Annotated in this window: 18 protein-coding genes and 1 other RNA gene; 9 read left to right on the top strand and 10 right to left on the bottom strand. The window is 30.8% G+C overall.

Translation table 11 applies throughout. From position 1 onward, the window contains the following. Nucleotides 1-36: 36 nt before the first annotated feature. Both BT151_RS15690 and BT151_RS15685 read right to left on the bottom strand, forming a co-directional pair. The gene (locus BT151_RS15690) at nucleotides 37-2,499 is read right to left on the bottom strand and encodes a TonB-dependent receptor (RefSeq protein ID WP_084648003.1); all 2,463 of its coding nucleotides are present in this window, start codon (nucleotides 2,497-2,499) and stop codon (nucleotides 37-39) included. Between the two features lie 13 nt (nucleotides 2,500-2,512). Beyond that, nucleotides 2,513-4,198, bottom strand: a complete 1,686-nt coding sequence (locus tag BT151_RS15685) for a M23 family metallopeptidase (RefSeq protein ID WP_072403304.1) — start codon at nucleotides 4,196-4,198, stop codon at nucleotides 2,513-2,515. Nucleotides 4,199-4,374: 176 nt separating this feature from the next. Between BT151_RS15685 and BT151_RS15680 the strand changes: the two genes are divergently transcribed. From BT151_RS15680 to rny, 4 genes are all read left to right on the top strand, one after another. Further along, entirely contained in the window at nucleotides 4,375-4,665 is a 291-nt protein-coding gene (locus BT151_RS15680; protein ID WP_072403303.1) for a hypothetical protein, read from the top strand. A 14-nt stretch (nucleotides 4,666-4,679) separates the two neighbouring features. Further along, on the top strand, nucleotides 4,680-4,973 hold the full coding sequence (locus BT151_RS15675) for a cell division protein ZapA (RefSeq protein ID WP_072403302.1): 294 nt from the start codon (nucleotides 4,680-4,682) through the stop codon (nucleotides 4,971-4,973). 56 nt (nucleotides 4,974-5,029) lie between these two features. Beyond that, a non-coding RNA gene (gene ssrS / locus BT151_RS15670) (6S RNA) lies at nucleotides 5,030-5,136 on the top strand. Between the two features lie 57 nt (nucleotides 5,137-5,193). After that, on the top strand, nucleotides 5,194-6,768 hold the full coding sequence (gene rny, locus BT151_RS15665) for a ribonuclease Y (protein ID WP_072403301.1): 1,575 nt from the start codon (nucleotides 5,194-5,196) through the stop codon (nucleotides 6,766-6,768). Nucleotides 6,769-6,806: 38 nt separating this feature from the next. Here rny and BT151_RS15660 read toward each other — a convergent pair whose 3' ends face one another. Continuing rightward, the gene (locus BT151_RS15660; protein WP_072403300.1) at nucleotides 6,807-7,997 is read right to left on the bottom strand and encodes a sensor histidine kinase; all 1,191 of its coding nucleotides are present in this window, start codon (nucleotides 7,995-7,997) and stop codon (nucleotides 6,807-6,809) included. A 100-nt stretch (nucleotides 7,998-8,097) separates the two neighbouring features. Continuing rightward, complete coding sequence (xerD, locus tag BT151_RS15655) at nucleotides 8,098-9,003, bottom strand: site-specific tyrosine recombinase XerD (RefSeq protein ID WP_072403299.1); 906 nt, start codon at nucleotides 9,001-9,003, stop codon at nucleotides 8,098-8,100. Between the two features lie 164 nt (nucleotides 9,004-9,167). Here xerD and BT151_RS15650 point away from each other — a divergent pair, with 164 nt between their 5' ends. Both BT151_RS15650 and aroQ read left to right on the top strand, forming a co-directional pair. Then, nucleotides 9,168-9,653, top strand: coding sequence for an outer membrane beta-barrel protein (locus BT151_RS15650; protein WP_072403298.1), 486 nt, complete (start codon nucleotides 9,168-9,170; stop codon nucleotides 9,651-9,653). 75 nt (nucleotides 9,654-9,728) lie between these two features. Continuing rightward, nucleotides 9,729-10,154: a type II 3-dehydroquinate dehydratase gene (gene aroQ / locus BT151_RS15645; RefSeq protein WP_072403297.1), complete on the top strand. Its 426-nt coding sequence runs from the start codon at nucleotides 9,729-9,731 to the stop codon at nucleotides 10,152-10,154. A 110-nt stretch (nucleotides 10,155-10,264) separates the two neighbouring features. Here aroQ and lpdA read toward each other — a convergent pair whose 3' ends face one another. Further along, the gene (gene lpdA, locus BT151_RS15640; protein WP_072403296.1) at nucleotides 10,265-11,641 is read right to left on the bottom strand and encodes a dihydrolipoyl dehydrogenase; all 1,377 of its coding nucleotides are present in this window, start codon (nucleotides 11,639-11,641) and stop codon (nucleotides 10,265-10,267) included. 117 nt (nucleotides 11,642-11,758) lie between these two features. Here lpdA and BT151_RS15635 point away from each other — a divergent pair, with 117 nt between their 5' ends. Beyond that, nucleotides 11,759-13,042 (top strand): NAD(P)/FAD-dependent oxidoreductase, encoded by a 1,284-nt coding sequence (locus BT151_RS15635; protein ID WP_072403295.1) that lies wholly within the window; start codon nucleotides 11,759-11,761, stop codon nucleotides 13,040-13,042. Between the two features lie 2 nt (nucleotides 13,043-13,044). Here BT151_RS15635 and BT151_RS15630 read toward each other — a convergent pair whose 3' ends face one another. Next, nucleotides 13,045-13,596 carry a DUF1572 family protein gene (locus BT151_RS15630; protein ID WP_072403294.1) on the bottom strand — a complete coding sequence of 184 codons (552 nt, stop codon included), beginning with the start codon at nucleotides 13,594-13,596 and terminating at the stop codon, nucleotides 13,045-13,047. 16 nt (nucleotides 13,597-13,612) lie between these two features. Further along, complete coding sequence (gene msrB / locus BT151_RS15625; protein WP_072403293.1) at nucleotides 13,613-14,086, bottom strand: peptide-methionine (R)-S-oxide reductase MsrB; 474 nt, start codon at nucleotides 14,084-14,086, stop codon at nucleotides 13,613-13,615. A 157-nt stretch (nucleotides 14,087-14,243) separates the two neighbouring features. Here msrB and BT151_RS15620 point away from each other — a divergent pair, with 157 nt between their 5' ends. Both BT151_RS15620 and BT151_RS15615 read left to right on the top strand, forming a co-directional pair. Further along, nucleotides 14,244-15,077: a M48 family metallopeptidase gene (locus BT151_RS15620; RefSeq protein WP_171946645.1), complete on the top strand. Its 834-nt coding sequence runs from the start codon at nucleotides 14,244-14,246 to the stop codon at nucleotides 15,075-15,077. A gap of 56 nt (nucleotides 15,078-15,133) precedes the next feature. Beyond that, on the top strand, nucleotides 15,134-16,429 hold the full coding sequence (locus BT151_RS15615; RefSeq protein WP_072403292.1) for an MFS transporter: 1,296 nt from the start codon (nucleotides 15,134-15,136) through the stop codon (nucleotides 16,427-16,429). Nucleotides 16,430-16,487: 58 nt separating this feature from the next. On the opposite strand, the gene BT151_RS15610 is transcribed toward BT151_RS15615, so the two are convergent. From BT151_RS15610 to BT151_RS15600, 3 genes are read right to left on the bottom strand one after another with little or no spacing between them, the layout of a single operon-like run. Continuing rightward, on the bottom strand, nucleotides 16,488-17,216 hold the full coding sequence (locus BT151_RS15610) for a head GIN domain-containing protein (protein WP_072403291.1): 729 nt from the start codon (nucleotides 17,214-17,216) through the stop codon (nucleotides 16,488-16,490). Nucleotides 17,217-17,240: 24 nt separating this feature from the next. Then, the gene (locus BT151_RS15605) at nucleotides 17,241-18,329 is read right to left on the bottom strand and encodes a DUF4097 family beta strand repeat-containing protein (RefSeq protein ID WP_072403290.1); all 1,089 of its coding nucleotides are present in this window, start codon (nucleotides 18,327-18,329) and stop codon (nucleotides 17,241-17,243) included. Next, nucleotides 18,307-18,867: a hypothetical protein gene (locus BT151_RS15600; RefSeq protein WP_072403289.1), complete on the bottom strand. Its 561-nt coding sequence runs from the start codon at nucleotides 18,865-18,867 to the stop codon at nucleotides 18,307-18,309. The genes BT151_RS15605 and BT151_RS15600 overlap by 23 nt, the downstream gene beginning before the upstream one ends. Nucleotides 18,868-18,878: the final 11 nt, after the last annotated feature.

The raw sequence follows: 18,878 nt of genomic DNA, 5'->3' as shown, positions 1-18,878 counted from the left end.
TTGTTTTTTTTAAAATAGAGAAAATTAAGAAAGAATTTAGAACTTCATAGTTGTTCTCACGTTAAATACTCGAGGAGTTAAATAATTAGGAATGGCGTATTGGCGTTTACTATAAACATCTCTTACCCAAGTATTAGTAATGGAGTTTTGTACATCAAAAATATTGAAGATTTCAAACCCAAAAGAAAGTTCTTTAAAAGGTTTTTTCCAACCGCTATTAAATTGTTTTTTAGCATCAACTAAAACAAATTGTAAGCCTAAATCTGCACGTTTGTAGGCAGGTAATCTGTTTTGGTATTCGTATGGATCTGCATAACTTGGTGAACCTCCTGGTAAGCCTGTATTGTATACCAGATTCAAATATATTTTCATGTTAGGAACATTAGGTACGTAATCTTGAAACAAGGCTGCGAATTTTAAACGCTGATCTGTGGGACGCGAAATATAACCTCTGTTATCTATATTTTCTTCGGTTTTTAAATAGCCAAAACTAAACCAAGATTCTGTTCCAGGTACAAATTCGCCATTTAATCGCATATCCAATCCATAGGCATATGCTTTAGCATTATTTGAAGCTCTGTATCTAATTCTAACATTTTCTAAGGTATACGGATTTACGTCGCTTAAGTTCTTATAATAGATTTCAGAAGTTAGTTTAAAAGGTCTGTCCCACATTTTAAAACTATAATCATTACCCAATACTAAATGAAACGATTTTTGTGCTTTTACATCAGGTTGAATAACGCCCTCAGCATCACGAAGTTCTCTGTAAAAAGGCGGTTGATAATACAAACCAGCAGCAACTCTAAAAAGCATATCTTTTTCCCAATATGGTTTTATAGCAAATTGAGCTCGTGGACTAAATACTGTTTGGTTAGATGATTGAATGTAATCTCCATTAACCGACCAATTATGAACTCGAACACCTGCATTATACCAAACATCGCTAATTCCTAAAGTACTACGTTTGCTCCATTGTGCATAAGCTTGTAATCTGTTTATTTGTGTATTGTTGGTTGCTCTAACGTTTTGAAATGGCTCTAAAGGTCCGCTGTAAGGTTCGTAAGGTTGCTCATTTATAGGAGATGTTTTAGGTGGTCTTATTGAAAAACCTGCAGAATCAATAGATTCCCATTCAACTAAACGGTCGCGAATATCTTCATTTGTGTATTTTACAGACCATTCAAAACGGTTATCATTAATTTTAAAATCACCTTTATGTTCAATATTTGTGATTAGAGCATCTAAATCGTTTCGACCATGATTTAATTGGCTTCCAACACCTTCGCTAAATTCAACGTTACCCAAATCTTCATCACCTATATTGGTGTTAACTTCACCAAGCCTGTATTGTGCTAAAATATCAAAATACTCTTCTTCTGTTGTATGATATGTTGATGCAATTAAGTGTAGCGTTAAATCATCATTTGCAAAGTAGGAACCTTTAAATGCACCAAATACCGTTTGGTATTTATCTTTTTCTTGTCCGTCATAAAAAACTAAAAGCGCAATGGGATCGCTTAATGTTCCAAAATTAGTTTGACGCGTTTGTGGTTCGTAATTGTATTTGTTTAGGGAAGCGTTTCCTAAAAAGCTTAAATGGAATTTATTTGAAAATTTATAAGTAAAATAACCTTGTAAGTCTGCGAATGATGGTTTGAAATTAGTTTCAGTTTCTTTAGCATTTACTAGTAAACTGTTATCTCGATAACGTGCACCAACAATACCAGAGAATTTAGAATCTTTACTAATGTTCTCAACAGATAAACTTCCACCAAGTAAACTTAAGTCGGCATTCACTTCAAATTGATAGGGGTTTTTATAAGTGATATCTAAAACAGAAGATAATTTGTCACCATATTTAGCTTGAAACCCACCTGCTGAAAAATCTACATTTTGAACCAAATCGGTATTTACAAAACTTAAACCTTCTTGTTGACCAGATCGCACTAAAAAAGGGCGATACACTTCAATACCGTTTACATAAACTAAGTTTTCATCATAATTACCACCACGAACAGAATATTGGGTACTCAATTCATTGTTATTGCTAACACCAGGAAGCGTCATTAGTAAATTTTCAACACCGGCATTAGCTCCAGGGATTTTCCTTATGGTTTCAGGTTTTAAATTTATGATGCCTTCAACTTCTTTGCGTCTGTTATTGGTTACAATTACGGTTGCTATTTGTTCAACCGACGTGCTCATTACTGGGTTGAATTCATATTCTTCACCGTTTTTTAAATTAAAAGTAGCGACAACTTTTTTATGAGAAAGATGTGTGAATTCTAGAGCAATATCTTTGTTTGCTGAGATTTCTAAAATATAAAAACCATTAGTATTGGTTTGTGTGCCAATAGTTCCAGCTTTAATACTTACGTTTTCTATGGGCTTATTGTTTTCGTCTAAAATAACACCTCTAACTTTTGCGGTTTGAGAAAAAGCTAAAGTGGTAATAGCAAAAAAAAGAAAGTTGGTTAGTAAAAGTTTTGCTCTCAAAAGTTTGTAAAGTTTATTTTCGGTAAAACAACGCTTCAAAAGTAGAATTATTTCCAACGTTATCGGTAACAATTACTTTTAAATTATTCTTGGTATCTGTAATAATAGCATCATTAAAATCGTAGGTTAGTGTTTTTGTTTTATAATCATACTCCATTAAAATCCATTTACCATTTACTGTGGCTCTGTAATTTGAAATCCCAGAACCTTCATCATCAATCTTGACTTTTAAGTATCTATATTTACTTAGCCATTGATCGTTTTTAAAATTTATGGGCGAAATTGTTGGGCTTATAGTATCGGTAGCCAAAGCATATGTGCCTAATGTTTTGGTGCTTGCTATTAAAGTATTTTCTTTTCTTTTTGTGTAGGTATATGCAGGATAATTTTTGTAACCTACCAACCTTGCAATATATAGTTTGTTTATATCCTCATTTAAATAGTTACTTACATCATAATTTATGGTGAAGTTTTTCATTGCAGGCACAACATCTTCATGAAGTTTTAGTGTGTCGTTTTTTACCTCAAAATCTATATAAAAATCTTCATAGAAAGTATCTTTATAAAAATTCACACTAACCGAGCCTTCTTTTAAATTTGTAGTTTGGTTCGTTTTTATGAGATATGGTGTTGTTTTTTCTTTTTCAGGAACTAAAATATCATTTTTGTCTCCTTTTATGTTAATGGTTACCCAGGACTCATTGTTTTTATAATCGGTAACTCTAATTTTATAAACGGAATAAGTACTATCTTCTATAGATAAAAAGCCATCATTTATTTCTTCTTTGTAAAGACTTAAAGGACTGTTTTTTCTGAATAATTTTTGAATACGTTCTCGCTTTGTTATATAATGTTCATAATCAATAAGCTGATTGATGTGCTTAGTTTCATCAAAGGAAAATTGTTTAAAATCTATTTCAAAGTTTCTGTTACCATTTATAAAAGTTTGAATGTTATAAACACCATTAGAATTTGCTGCCAAATCTTGTCTGTCTATAGTTTCAATACCAAAACCTATATTTCCAATAGCTTCAATACTTTCTACAGTATAATCACCATTTTTAAGAGGAATTAATCTTAATTCTTGTTTTGTGTTAGATTTATTAATAGCTGAATTTTCACCTAAAGGATAGGCGTAAATAGATTTTACAATGGGGTAAGTGCTATCTTTTACATCAATTCCAAATAACATAGGGTTCATTGGGTGTTCCTGTTTATCACGAATTTCAAAATGCAAATGCGGTCCACCAGAACCACCAGAATTACCGCTATATCCTACTATACTATCTTTTAAAACGGGAAGTGTTTCAGCAGCTGGAAACATTTCAACTTCATAGGATTCTTCTTTATATTGATGCGCTTTAACATAGCTTTCAATTTCTGGAGCAAATTTTTGTAAATGCGCATAAACGGTTGTGTAACCATTTGGATGCGTTATATATAAGGCTTTTCCGTAGCCATAATGAGATACTTTTATTCGGCTTACAAAACCACTGGCTGAAGCTTTTACCTTTAAGCCTGTGCGCCCTTGAGTTTTTATATCTAAACCAGAATGAAAATGGTTTGAGCGTAACTCTGCAAATGTGCCAGATAATATAACAGGAATTTCTAAAGGATTGCTAAAATAATCTTGTGGATAATTACTTTGTGCAATTGCTAATAATGGTATAATTAAAAATAGGGGCAGTATAAATTTCATAAAAATGTATTACGGCTAAAGTATTAATTTGATGTGAATATGCAAAGCATTACACAAAAATCAAACCATTGTGTTAAGAATGAGTTTAATATATGATTTTTGAAATTTTATGAGAAAACAATTGTAATTTATAACTAGGTATGTTAACTTTGTGAGATAAGTATTGAAATTTGTAAATGAGTAATATTGAAGATATTGTAGATTCTTTAGAAAACAAAATTAGTAAAGTATTACACAAACTTGAACTTTTAAAACAAACTAATTTGAAATTGAATGAAGAATTAGAAGTTTCAAAGCAAGAAGTTTTAACCCAAAAGCAACATATTGCTAATTGGGAAGAAAAGTATCAAGCCTTGAAAATGGCAAATACAATACTTGGTAGTGACGACAATAAGAGAGAAACTAAGCTTAAAATAAACGCATTAATTAGAGATATAGACTATTGTATTGGTCAAATTTCTGATTAAGCAACATAAAATCAATGTCAGAAAAGCTTAAAATAAAGCTATCTATAGCGAATAGGGTATATCCTTTAACAATTGAAGCAAATCAAGAAGAAGGATTACGTAAAGCGGCTAAGAATATTGAAATTATGATTAAACAGTTTGAGCAAAGTTATTCTGTTCGAGATAAACAAGATGTATTAGCTATGTGTGCTTTACAATTTGCATCTCAAGTAGAACAGAAAACTATTGATAAAGAGAATGTAAGTGAGCATGTTGAAGAAAAGCTAAATGCTTTAAATGATTTATTACATTCACATTTAATCTCTTAAACGTTCTTTAAAATAAACTAAAAGTTACTGCCTACATTGGTTATTTTTTTTGATAAACTCAACGTTAATTCTTTAAAAAGGGTGAGTTTAAGTTGTAAAAGCATGCTGCCTTGAGCAGACCCTTGATCAGCTTGTTAGCCCTAAACTTGTTTTTAAGGAGTTTATACAAAACATTACACTGGTGTAGGCTTTTTTATATACAATAATCAACTAAATAACGATGGATAACTCAATTATATTTGCAGTAGGTGGTGTGATTTTAGGGCTAATAATAGGCTTTATTATAGCAAAGACACTAGAGAAAAATAACGCTTCAAAACTTGTGAAAGAAGCAAAAAAAAATGCAGACTTAATACTTAAGGAAGCTAATAGTGAAGGAGAAAGTGTTAAAAAAGATAAAATACTTCAGGCCAAAGAAAAATTTTTAGAGCTAAAAGCAGAACATGAAAAAGTAATTTTATCAAGAGATAAGAAAATGGCAGAAGCCGAAAAGCGTACGCGTGACAAAGAATCACAAATCTCAAATGAACTTTCAAAAAGCACAAAATTAAATCAAAGCTTAGAAGATAAAGTTAAAGACTACAATCATAGGCTTGATGTTTATGAAAAGAAACAAGAAGAACTTGATAAGCTTCATAAAAACCAAGTACAACAATTAGAGGTTATTTCTAGCCTTTCTGCAGAAGAAGCTAAAGAGCAATTAGTAGAGTCTTTAAAAGGTGAAGCAAAAAATGATGCTATGGCATACATTCAAAGTTCATTAGAAGAAGCGAAATTAACTGCAGAGCAAGATGCTAAAAAAATTATTATAAATACCATACAGCGTATTGGTACAGAAGAAGCGGTTGATAACTGCGTTTCTGTATTTAACATAGAATCTGATGATGTTAAAGGGCGTATTATTGGTCGTGAAGGACGAAATATACGAGCCATTGAAGCAGCAACTGGTGTAGAAATTATTGTTGATGACACACCAGAAGCAATCATTTTATCATGTTTTGATTCTGTAAGACGAGAAATTGCACGTTTATCATTACATAAATTGGTGACAGATGGAAGAATACATCCAGCACGTATTGAAGAAGTTGTAAAGAAAACTCAAAAACAAATTGAACAAGAAATTATAGAAGTTGGTAAACGTACAGTTATCGATTTAGGAATTCATAATCTACACCCAGAACTTATAAAAATGGTTGGTAGAATGAAATACCGTTCTTCTTACGGGCAAAACTTATTACAACACTCGCGTGAAGTCGCTAAGCTTTGTGGTGTGATGGCTGCCGAATTAGGATTAAATCCTAAACTTGCTAAGCGAGCAGGGTTACTACATGATATAGGAAAAGTGCCAGATGCAGAGGCAGATATGGAAACTCCACACGCTATTTTAGGAATGCAATGGGCAGAGAAATTTGGCGAGAAAGATGAAGTATGTAATGCTATTGGAGCTCACCACGATGAGATAGAAATGAAATCATTACTAGCACCAATTATTCAAGTTTGTGATGCTATTTCAGGGGCACGTCCAGGAGCGCGACGTCAAGTTTTAGATAGTTACATTCAGCGTTTAAAAGATTTAGAAGATATAGCCTTTGGATTTGCTGGTGTTAAAAAAGCATATGCTATCCAAGCAGGTAGAGAGCTTAGGGTTATTGTTGAAAGTGAAAAAGTAGATGACCAAAAAGCAGCAGATTTATCGTTTAGTATTTCTCAAAAAGTACAAACAGATATGACATACCCAGGTCAAGTAAAAGTTACTGTAATTAGAGAAACTAGGGCAGTAAATATTGCGAAGTAATTAAGAAATAAAATATATAAACAAAAAAAAATCTAGTTTTAAACTGGATTTTTTTTGTTTGGTATTGTTATGGTAAAGGTCGTTCCAACACCTACTTTACTATCAAGAGTAATTTCTCCACCATAAGATTCTATTTGATTTTTTACTAAATATAAACCAACACCTTCAGAATCTTTATTATTATGAAATGTTTTGTATAAACCAAAAATAGAGTCTCCAAATTTATCTAAATCAATTCCAATACCATTATCAGATATTATTACTTTTATAATTTCTTTGGTTATAATAGTATTTGCAATTATTTCTGGAGCTCTTTCTGGATGCTTATATTTAATAGCATTTGTCAATAAATTTTGAATAATACTCTCTAAATATGTTGCATTGTAAAAAATATATAGCTTAGGATCTATGTTATTGCTAATTTTTGCATTGCTTTCAGTAATAACAACACTTAGCATATTTAAAATTTTATCGGCTTCTTCCGCTAAATAAAGTTTTTCAATTTTGTCAACTTTATTATTTTGTATTGAGACAATTTCATTTAAGTTGCTAATTGTTTTTGTTAAGGAAGTAGATAAAGTGTTTAGGTAATCTATTAACTCCTTTTTTTCTTTTTCAGATTTAGCTTCTTCGTAAAATTCAAGTAGACTCTCAAAGTTTCCCGCATGTTGTTTTAAATTATGAGTAACAATATGTGCGAAATTTTTAAGTTTATTATTTTGTTTGCTAACAATGTTTAAGGTGTTGGATAATTTAATTCCGCTTTCAACATGATTTGTAATATCTACATGTGTGCCTATAAAACGAATGGGTTTACCTTTTTTATCCCATTTAATAATTTTCCCTTTATCTAATATCCATTTGTAGGAACCGTTTTTACATTTTATTCGGTGCTCGTTAGCGTATAAAGGTTTTAATCCACTAATATGGTCTTGATAATCTTGATGATATTTTTCTTTATCGTCTGGATGTACTCTGTCATTCCAGTCATCTATGTTTTTGCCAAAATTATCGTCATTTCCAAAACCTATAATTCGTTTTGACGATTCAGAAAAATATAACTTGTTTAACTCAGCATCATATTCCCAAACACCAATATCAGATATATCTACCGCTAACTGCCACTTAGTGTTTTCTGGAAGTTTTACTGTATTATTCTCAATTTTGGGAGACCTAAATAAACCTGTAAGTTTTTTAAGTATTGATGTACGATAAATTTTGGGTTTCAATGATGCTTTACTATAGTTTTACATGGGTAATATCTGTCAAAAATACATTATATCTGTTGAAATTAAAAATATAAATAAGTAAAAGGATTTAATTTTATTATTAAGGTTTTTGCTTTCTAGGATGAAATTCCTCAACAATTTTAGCCAAATGACTTTTGTCTAAATGAACATAAATTTCTGTTGTGGTTATGCTTTCATGTCCCAACATTAGCTGAATTGATCTTAAATCTGCATTGTTTTGTAATAGGTGTGTAGCAAAGGAGTGCCTAAATGTATGTGGAGAAATACTTTTTTTTAACCCGATTTTTTCTGCTAATTGTTTAATAATAGTAAAAATCATGGCTCGTGTTAATTGTTTTCCGCGTCTATTAAGAAATAATGTGTCTTCAAAACCTGCTTGAATATTAATATGTTTACGTATTTCATTCCTATAAATATTAATATATTTTTGTGTAGTATTTACAATAGGTACAAAACGTTGCTTATCACCTTTTCCTGTAACTTTTATAAAGCCTTCATCAAAAAACAAATCAGATAGTTTTAGGGTTATTAATTCGCTAACACGCAAACCACATCCATATAAAGTTTCTAGAATGGCTCTATTGCGTTCGCCTTCTGGTTTACTTAAATCGATAGCATTAATTAATTTATCTATTTCATCTTCAGAAAGTGTGTCGGGCAATTTTCTACCAATTTTTGGAGATTCTATTAATTCTAAAGGGTTTGTTTTTCTGTAATCTTCAAAAACTAAATAGTTAAAAAAACTTCGTAAACCCGAAATTATTCGAGATTGAGATCTAGCATTTACATTTTTAGCTGCTTCGTAAATAAATTTTTGTAGGTGTTCAGAAGTTATTGTTATAGGCGTTATAACAATTTTATTTTCTTCTAAAAAATCAGTTAGTTTATTTACGTCTCTAGAATAACTATCAATTGAGTTTTGAGATAATCCACGTTCTATTCTTAAATATAATTGATAGTCTTTAAGTGCGTTCTGCCATTTCATGAATGTAAAAATAGAACAAATTAATTATAATTTTTGTTTAAAATTTAATATGTAGTTCTACTTATTTGTTTTTAAATTGATTGAAATATTAAAAATAAATTTGTTAATGTTTTATAAATAGTTTTATTTTATTCAACTATTAATCAATTAAACGTAATAAAATTATGAAAAAATTATTTTTGTTATTAATTATTGCTGTATTCGTAATAAGCAACGTGAATGCACAAGGGCAATTAAAAGGAGGAGTAAATCTTGGCTTACCAGTTGGCGATGCGGGTGATTTTACAACTTTTTCAATAGCTGTTGATTTAGGCTACTTATTTGAAGTATCAGATTCTTTTGACGCTGGTGTTGTTACTGGGTTTTCACATTCTTTTGGTGATGAGATTGGTGGTTTTGAAATTGATGACATTCAATTTTTACCATTAGCGGCAGCAGGGAGATTAGGTGTTTCTGATAAATTTGTTGTTGGTGCTGATTTAGGTTATGCAGTTGGCATAAATGAAGGTAACGATGGAGGGTTTTATTATGCACCTCGTGTTCAATATTCTCTTAGTGAAGGTTTAGATTTAGTATTAGCTTATAGAGGTGTTAGTAGAGACGGCAGTTCATTTGATGTATTAACTTTAGGTGTAGAATTCGGACTATAGTTTTACTAATAAATACTTTAAAGGAAGCCGACTGGCTTCCTTTTTTTATGCAATTTTTTTAAATATCTTTAACGCATGAAAAAATTAATCATCATCAACGGTCCAAATCTAAATTTATTAGGGAAACGAGAACCTGCTATTTATGGTAGTTTGTCTTTTACAGAATTTTTAGATAAAATAAAAGACAAGTATAAAAATGTAGAAATCGAATATTTTCAATCTAATATAGAAGGTGAAATTATTGATAAGTTACACGAGGCTGGTTTTAGTTATGATGGTATTATTTTAAATGCAGCGGCTTATACGCATACTTCAATTGGCATTGGTGATGCCGTAAAATCTATTGAAACACCTGTTGTAGAAGTACATATTTCAAATACTTTTAATAGAGAAGAGTTTAGGCATCAATCTTATATATCTCCAAATGCAAAAGGTGTTATTCTTGGTTTTGGGTTGCAGAGCTATGAATTGGCTATTCAAAGTTTTAAATTAGAAGTATAAAAAATTAGATTTTAATTTACTAAAGTAAATAATAGATATAAAAAAAGTTCCAGAAATTTCTGGAACTTTTTTTATATTAATAATCTAAGGTTTCTTTAAATCTAAGTAGTCTACAAATGTATTACTTCATCATAAGCATCAGCAACAGCTTCCATAACCGCTTCACTCATTGTTGGGTGAGGATGTACTGCTTTTAGTACTTCGTGTCCTGTAGTTTCAAGTTTTCTGCCTAAAACAGCTTCGGCAATCATATCGGTAACACCAGCACCAATCATATGGCAACCTAACCATTCTCCATATTTTGCATCAAAAATCACTTTCACAAAACCATCTTTTGTTCCAGCTGCACTCGCTTTTCCAGATGCTGAAAAAGGGAATTTACCAACTTTAATGTCTAAACCTTTTTCTCGAGCTTGTTTTTCAGTTAAACCTACAGAAGCAATTTCTGGAGTACAATATGTACAACCTGGAATGTTTCCATAATCTAAAGGTTCAACATGTTGTCCAGCTAATTTCTCAACACAAAGAATTCCTTCCGCAGAAGCAACGTGTGCTAAAGCTTGTCCAGGAGTAACATCTCCAATAGCATAATAACCAGGAATATTTGTTTGGTAAAAATCGTTTACAATAATTTTATCTCTATCTACAACAATACCAACATCTTCTAAACCAATATTTTCAATATTTGTTTTAATACCAACAGCACTTAAAATAATATCTGCTTCTAAAACTTCTTCTCCTTTTTTAGTTTTTACAGTTGCTTTTACACCTTCTCCAGATGTATCAACACTTGTTACTTCGGCAGAAGTCATAATATTTATACCACTTTTTTTGAATGAACGCTCTAATTGTTTAGAAACGTCTTCATCTTCAACAGGAACCACATTTGGTAAATATTCTACCACAGTAACCTCAGTTCCCATAGAATTGTAGAAATAAGCAAACTCTACACCAATAGCTCCAGAACCAACCACAATCATTTTTTTAGGTTGTTTTTCTAAAGACATTGCTTCTCTATAACCAATCACTTTTTTACCATCTTGTGGCAAACTTGGTAGCTCACGAGAGCGAGCACCAGTAGCAATTATAATATTATCAGCGCTATATTCGGTACCGTCAACATCAATCTTTTTACCAGGTTTTAATTTACCGTAACCATTAATAACATCAATTTTATTTTTCTTCATTAAGAACTGAACACCTTTGCTCATTCCATCTGCAACACCACGGCTACGTTTTACAACAGCATCAAAATCATGTTCAGCATCTTTTACTTTTAAACCATAATCTTCAGCATGTTTAAGATATTCAAATACTTGGGCAGATTTTAATAATGCTTTTGTTGGAATACAACCCCAATTTAGACAAATACCACCAAGGCTTTCTTTTTCAATAATAGCAGTTTTAAAACCTAATTGTGATGCTCTAATTGCGGCAACATAACCACCAGGACCACTTCCAAGAACAATAATATCGTATTTACTCATGTCAATTAATTAATCGTTATTTCAAGCAACGAATTTACGAAACCTAAATTGAATAAAGAATTTAGAAGGCTTTAAATTTACATCTTTATATTACCTTTGCATAGCAAGTATTTATTTATGAATATACCAAGAACAAGTTTCCCCAGAGTCGTTATTATTGGAGGTGGTTTTGCAGGTGTTGCCCTAGCAAAAAAACTATCAAAACAAGAAGTACAAGTTGTGCTTTTGGATAAAAATAACTATCACACTTTTCAACCTTTATTATATCAAGTATCAACAGGTGGTTTAGAACCAGATTCTATTGCTTATCCTATTAGAAAGATATTAAAAGATTTCCCAAACTTCTATTTTCGATTAGCAAATGTTAATGAAATTGATGCTAAGGAAAATATAGTAAAGACAAATATTGGAGATTTAAACTTTGATTACTTGGTTGTAGCATCAGGTTCTGAAACCAATTTTTTTGGTAATTCCGAAATTGAGAAACATAGTATGGCTATGAAAACCATACCTCAATCTTTAAATTTAAGAAGTTTAATTCTTGAAAATTTTGAAGATGCTTTATTAACATCAGATTTAAAAGAACGTAATGCACTTATGAATTTTGTAATAGTTGGTGGTGGACCAACAGGAGTAGAGCTTGCAGGTGCTTTGGCCGAAATTAAAAAAGGGATTTTACCAAAAGATTATCCAGATTTAGATACACGTATGGCTCAAATTCATATTATACAATCAAGCGATTGTATTTTAAAAGGTATGAGTGAAAACGCTTCAAAAAAAGCAGAAGATTTTTTAGAAAAATTAGGCGTTAATGTATGGAAAAATGTGAGAGTTACTAATTACGATGGAAAAACAGTTACCACAAATTCAGATTTAACTTTTGAGGCAGAAACGGTAGTTTGGGCGGCAGGAGTAAAAGGAGCTACCATAAAAGGTTTAGATGCTGAAGAATTTATAACCCGAGGAAATAGAGTTTTAGTTAATGAATATAATCAAGTAAAAGGCTTTAATCATATTTTTGCTATTGGAGATATTGCTTGTATGGCAAACGACGAATTTCCAAATGGATTGCCTATGATGGCGCAACCTGCTATTCAACAAGGAGAGCAATTAGGGGATAATATTTTAGAATTTATTGAAGATAAACCCATGAAAGCCTTTAGTTATAAAGATAAAGGTGCCATGGCAACTATAGGTAGAAATAAAGCTGTGGTAGATTTAAAAAACTTTAAATTCCAAGGTGTTTTTGCGTGGTATGTTTGGATGTTTGTTCACTTATTTTTCTTGATAGGTTTTAGAAATAGAATGGTGGTTTTTGTAAACTGGGTTTATAATTATGTGCGTTTTGATAGGGAAGCACGTTTAATTATTCGTCCTTTTAAAAAGAGGCATAAAGTTTAGATTTATAAATCATCAGTAAAATGGCGTTTACCTTTTTCTTTGCTAAATTTTTCTTGATTATATTTTGAAGAATCACCTTTAGGAATAGAAAGAGATTGCCATTCGTTACCTTTTAAAAGTTTTCCTAAAAAAACAATTTGCCCAACATGGTAGGAATAATGTGCCAATTGTCTATTAATAGCTTCGACTACTGTATGCCCGCCGTTTCTAATGTAAATAATTTGTTCTAAATCAGTTTCTTTTAAAGGTCTAATAGCTTTAAATAAACAAAACCAACCGCTTTCCCAAGCAGCAATAATGTCTTCTTTAGAATTGAAATTATTCACAAATTCATCATCACGATTACGCCATTCTTTTTCACCATCTTCGGTTAAAAAGTTTGTCCATCTACTTAGCATATTACCAACTAAGTGCTTTACAATTATTGAAATACTATTTGAATCGGCATCACTTTGCCATTGTATTTCTTCAAAAGTAAGTTGCGAAAATGTTTTATCTCCTAAACTTTTGTAGTATTCAAATTGTTTGATAATACTTGTTAAATAGCTTTCCATATTATCAAATATAATTTTATTTTTTTGGAATAAATTTTAATGCAACACCATTAATACAATGTCTTTTACCTGTTGTTTCTCTAGGTCCATCATTAAAAACATGTCCTAAATGTCCACCACAAACAGCACAATGTTCTTCATCACGTGAGTAACCTAAATTATTATCTGATCCAAAAGCAACGTTGCCTTCAATTTCTTGGTCAAAACTTGGCCAACCAGTACCAGAATCAAACTTATGCTCACTTTTAAATAAAGGAGTGTCACAAGCTGCACATACATAAGTTCCTTCTTTATAATTTTTATTTAAGGAACTTGAAAATGGACGCTCAGTTCCTGCCTTTCTTAGTACGTAAAACTCTTGATCAGATAATTGAGTTTTCCATTCTGCTTCAGTTTTAGAAACTGTATATGCTTTTTGAGTTTTTTTTTGAGTGTTTCCTTTGCAGTTAAATGCGAATAATACAATTAAGAGAACCAGTAGATTTTTCATATTTTATTTTTATTTTAAAATAGTCGTGTTTACATGAAGAACATAACATGAAAATATAAAATATTTTTTTATCAACGTGACCAATTAATTTAAAGTGTGTCACATATTAAAGGTATGATTTTTGTATTTTTATAAACAATTAAAAAAATTTATAACCATGAAACTGAATAAAATAATATTAACTTTTGGAATAGCACTATTAATTATATCATGTGCTACAAATCCATTTACAGGAAAGAAAACAATGGCATTTGTTTCAAATAATCAGCTATTTCCATCTGCTTTTGCTCAATATAATGAAGTGCTTACCGAAAATAAAATAATAAAAGGAACAGCAAATGCAGAAATGATTACTCGTGTAGGTCAACGTATTGCTGTAGCTGCAGAGCGTTACCTTAATGCAAATGGTTTTGAAGGGTATTTAAAAGATTATAAATGGGAGTATTCGCTTATTGAATCTGAGCAAGTAAATGCTTGGTGTATGCCTGGTGGAAAAATTGCTTTTTATACAGGTATTTTACCAATTGCAGATAATGAAACAGGTATTGCGGCTATAATGGGGCATGAAGTAGCTCACGCATTGGCAAATCATGGGCAACAACGCATGAGTGCAGCATATTTGCAACAAGGTTTAGCAGTAGCAGGTAATGTTGCTTTGGCAAAAGACCAACAAGCTCAAGGTATTTTCAACCAATCGTTTGGGGTTGTTTCTAATGTTGCAGGAATGCTTCCTTTTAGTAGAAGTCATGAAACTGAAGCAGATAAAATAGGTATATATTTAATGGCAATTGCTGGTTACAATCCAGAAGAAGCTTCTATATTGTGGGAACGAATGAAAGCAAATAGTGGGGGCCAAGCTCAGCCAGAATTTTTAAGCACTCACCCATCTAATGATTCGCGTATTGCTAATTTAAAGGCATTGGCTCCTCAAGCTAAAATTGAGGCCAAAAAATATGGAGTTACTAGTTTTAGACCATTAGGGAAATACTAGGAATATAAAATATTTGATTACTTTAGGAGCTGCCAATAAAAGGCAGCTTTTTTATTATGGTAACATTAAAAAAAGGAAGTAAAAAACTTCTAAATGCATGGGCTTTTTATGATTGGGCAAACTCAGTTTATACACTAACCATTGCATCTTCTATATTTCCAATATTTTATTCTGCATTATTTCTCTCAGAAATAAAAACAGTTCAAGCTTTTGGCTTTGAGTTTAAGAGTACAGCGTTAATAACTTTTGTTACTGCATTTACTTTTTTGGTTGTAGCATTTACATCTCCAATTCTTTCGGGGATTGCAGATTATGTTGGAAACAAAAAGAATTTTATGAAGTTTTTTTGCTATGTTGGAGGTTTAGGTTGCATGGGATTGTATTGGTTTAGCTTAGATCATATTTACTTAAGTATTTTGTTTTATTTTATGGGTTTAATAGGGTATTGGGGGAGTTTGGTGTTTTATAATTCATATTTACCAGATATTGCATTTCCAGAACAGCAAGATAGTGTAAGTGCGAAAGGGTTTTCATTAGGTTATTTTGGTAGTGTTGTTTTACTGATTTTGAATTTAGGGATGGTGATGAGTCAGGACGACGGGGAATCTAAAATGCAGATGATGCGCTATTCATTTATTACTGTTGGTTTATGGTGGATTTTATTTAGTCAATACTCATTTTATTGGTTGCCAAAAGGAGCCTCTAGTGGTCATAAAGTTACAAGAGCTGTAGTTTTTAATGGACTAAAAGAGTTACAGCAAGTTTGGAAACAATTAAAGTTGAATTTAAGATTAAAGCGTTATTTATATGCCTTTTTTGTGTTTAGTATGGCGGTACAAACCATTATGTTAGTTGCTGTTTACTTTGGCGAAGAAGAAATTGCTTGGGGCAGCGATAGTGAAAAAACAACAGGATTAATAGTTAGCATTTTAGTTATCCAGTTGGTGGCTGTTTTAGGTGCGTTTTTAACATCGAAAGCATCTTCTATATTTGGTAATATAAAAACACTTATTGGAGTTAATTTAATTTGGATGAGTTTATGTTTTTATGCATACTTTATGCAAACGCCTATTCAGTTTTACATTGCAGCAAGCATAGTTGGTTTAGTTATGGGAGGCATTCAATCATTAGCACGATCAACGTATTCTAAATTTTTGCCTGAAACAGAAGATACCACATCTTATTTTAGTTTTTTTGATGTAGCTGAAAAAATTGGAATTGTAATAGGCATGGTCATTTTTGCTACTATAGATCAAATTACTGGCACCATGCGAAACGCTATTTTATTTTTGTTTATTTTCTTTTTGATTGGGATAGTTTTATTGTTTAGAGTACCTAAACAGAATGCATAAAAAAGAGTAATAATAATTAATTATTATTACTCTTTTTTAAAAAATATTTTAGTTTAATTTATTTTGAAATACTCCCCGAACCTGCAACTTTAGTATCTGTTTTTGGATTGCCTTTGTAGACAATATCTCCAGAACCAGCAACTCTCGCTTTTAAAGTTTCATTACTGGTAACTCTTGCATCGCCTGAGCCAGCAACAGAAACATCAGTATTATTTGATTGTAAATCAAAACCATGAAAATCACCAGAACCAGAAACACGAGCTTCGAGGTTAGTCGTGTTTCCTTTTACTGTTAAATCGCCAGATCCAGAAATAGCAGCATTAACAGATGTTGAGTTTAAATCTATAATCATATCACCAGAACCTGATAAAGAAACCGAAAAGTTAGATGAATTTATTTTATCTTCATTCCATAAATCACCAGATCCAGAAAGTGAAACATTGCTAATATCTTCAAAAGGTATAGTTATTACAATACCTTTTTTATTGCTAGAACTTAAGTTTGTACCTTTTTTAGTTTTCACTATTAAATTATTATCCTTTACTTCTATTATAATATATTCAAGTAAGTTTTCTTCTGCTTCAATAGTAATTTTACCTTCTGTACCACTTACTAATTTGTAATCGAATGAACCAGAACATTTTATGCCATCATAATTTGATGTGGTTCTAGTTTCTGTGGTCATATTCCCATTACCTTTAATTTTTTTCCATTGTGCATTTGATGTTGCTACAAATAATAGTAATGTAATGATTAATACTGCTCGTTTTTTGATTAATGTTTTCATTTTTGTTGATTTAGATGAGATGGATTAATTTTTATATAAAGTTAAACTTCCATAATCTGATGATACAGAAATTTTATTTCCTGAAGAATTATTACCACGGTATCCAGCATAGTATTTGTCTGTTGATTCGATAACTTTATTTGTGAATTCTAAGTCGTTGTCATCATTTAATGATGCATATCCTAAATCGATTTCAAAATTAAAGTTATATCCAGATGCGTAACCAATTTTAATGCCCACATAGTCTGATTTGATAGTAACATTTCCAGCATTTTCATTCATTCTATTTATTTTTATAGAACCATAGTCTGCTTTTATAGAAACATTTTTATATACATCACCAATTACAGTAGTTAAATAATCACCATTGCCAGTAATGTTATTTGTTTTTCCAACGTTAATATTACCATAATCACAATTATAATTAATGTCTTCGGCTATTTCAATTTCAGAATTTGTATAATCTGCATTAATGTCTATTTTTTTACTTTTTGATATTGTAAAACCACTATAATCTGCATTTATTTTTCCGCTTTTTATGTATTCAAAATAGCAGCCTTTTGTATAATCAAAATTTAGAATATTATTATCGGCCATTAATTCTTTGGTTGTTATTTTACCATAATCGCAATTAATTTCAGCTCTTCCTTCTAGTTTTTCTAAATTAATATTTCCGTAATCATTATTTAAATTAACACTATTTGTAATTGGCATTTTAATAACATAATTAACCTTCATGTTTACATTGTTTTTACTATTCCAATTCCACCAAGAGTTAGACTTGTTTTTACTAAACTCGGTTTCGGCAGAAACAAAATCTGAAGAGGATGAAAACTTAACATCTATTTCGCTTAGTTTTTCTTCAACCTTTTCTTCATTATTTCCCGAAGTCGTTATTGTGATTTCAAAAACTATTCGGTTTTCATTCCACGTTACTATATCTAAGTTTCCGTAGCTGTTTTTTACTTTTAAAGTTGCATTTGAGTTAACTGAAAACTCTTTTTTAATAGTTTTTGTTTTTGAGTGTTTGTCCTTTATTTCTGTTGAAGCTGATATGAATAATGGTAGCATCAATAATGTTATAAAAGTTCTAAATTGTAATGCTCGTTTCATTTGATGAATTTTTTAATTGTTTTACGTTTTTGATTTGATTTAAAGTGTTTTGTAGAATGTCTATTCTGTTTTGAAAATTTGATATCATAGCATAGATAACTCGATTGTCATCACCACTTTCTTGTAAATCTGTTTTTAAAGAATTATAATTTTCTTCTAATTTTTTAATTTGCAATAATGCATCATTTATTAATCCTTGTACTTCTGGTGAAGCTTCACTATTAAGTTTGTTTAACTCATCATTTATAGTTAAAGTAAAAAAGTCTTGAGCTTCTGCCATTTTTGGAGAAACACTTGCTAAATCGCTCGAGGTTTTTTGTTTTGGTGTACTAATAAAAATGGTTATAATTATTACAATGGAAGCTGCGATACCTAGTAACGGTTTCCAAATAGTTCTTTTAGAAGCTATTATTTTTATGGCTTCCTTTTTTGTATTTAATTTATCAAGAAAACGTGTTTCATGTCCAGTTTCTGGCATTTCAACATCAAAGGTGTTTTCTAAATTCTTGAATAAATTTTCTAAATTATTTTTACTCATAATTAATTTGT

It is taken from the genome of Flaviramulus basaltis, from assembly GCF_900114265.1.
In the GTDB taxonomy this organism is placed as follows: Bacteria; Bacteroidota; Bacteroidia; order Flavobacteriales; family Flavobacteriaceae; genus Flaviramulus; species Flaviramulus basaltis.
This window is presented reverse-complemented; position numbering and strand designations above follow the sequence as displayed.

Coding starts and splice junctions, on each gene's coding strand:
- BT151_RS15600 (WP_072403289.1), bottom strand. CDS start 18,867: ATGAGTAAAAATAATTTAGAAAATTTATTCAAGAATTTAGAAAACACC.
- BT151_RS15680 (WP_072403303.1), top strand. CDS start 4,375: ATGAGTAATATTGAAGATATTGTAGATTCTTTAGAAAACAAAATTAGT.
- BT151_RS15605 (WP_072403290.1), bottom strand. CDS start 18,329: ATGAAACGAGCATTACAATTTAGAACTTTTATAACATTATTGATGCTA.
- msrB (WP_072403293.1), bottom strand. CDS start 14,086: ATGAAAAATCTACTGGTTCTCTTAATTGTATTATTCGCATTTAACTGC.
- BT151_RS15675 (WP_072403302.1), top strand. CDS start 4,680: ATGTCAGAAAAGCTTAAAATAAAGCTATCTATAGCGAATAGGGTATAT.
- BT151_RS15610 (WP_072403291.1), bottom strand. CDS start 17,216: ATGAAAACATTAATCAAAAAACGAGCAGTATTAATCATTACATTACTA.
- lpdA (WP_072403296.1), bottom strand. CDS start 11,641: ATGAGTAAATACGATATTATTGTTCTTGGAAGTGGTCCTGGTGGTTAT.
- aroQ (WP_072403297.1), top strand. CDS start 9,729: ATGAAAAAATTAATCATCATCAACGGTCCAAATCTAAATTTATTAGGG.
- BT151_RS15630 (WP_072403294.1), bottom strand. CDS start 13,596: ATGGAAAGCTATTTAACAAGTATTATCAAACAATTTGAATACTACAAA.
- BT151_RS15685 (WP_072403304.1), bottom strand. CDS start 4,198: ATGAAATTTATACTGCCCCTATTTTTAATTATACCATTATTAGCAATT.
- rny (WP_072403301.1), top strand. CDS start 5,194: ATGGATAACTCAATTATATTTGCAGTAGGTGGTGTGATTTTAGGGCTA.
- BT151_RS15650 (WP_072403298.1), top strand. CDS start 9,168: ATGAAAAAATTATTTTTGTTATTAATTATTGCTGTATTCGTAATAAGC.
- BT151_RS15635 (WP_072403295.1), top strand. CDS start 11,759: ATGAATATACCAAGAACAAGTTTCCCCAGAGTCGTTATTATTGGAGGT.
- BT151_RS15620 (WP_171946645.1), top strand. CDS start 14,244: ATGAAACTGAATAAAATAATATTAACTTTTGGAATAGCACTATTAATT.
- BT151_RS15615 (WP_072403292.1), top strand. CDS start 15,134: ATGGTAACATTAAAAAAAGGAAGTAAAAAACTTCTAAATGCATGGGCT.
- xerD (WP_072403299.1), bottom strand. CDS start 9,003: ATGAAATGGCAGAACGCACTTAAAGACTATCAATTATATTTAAGAATA.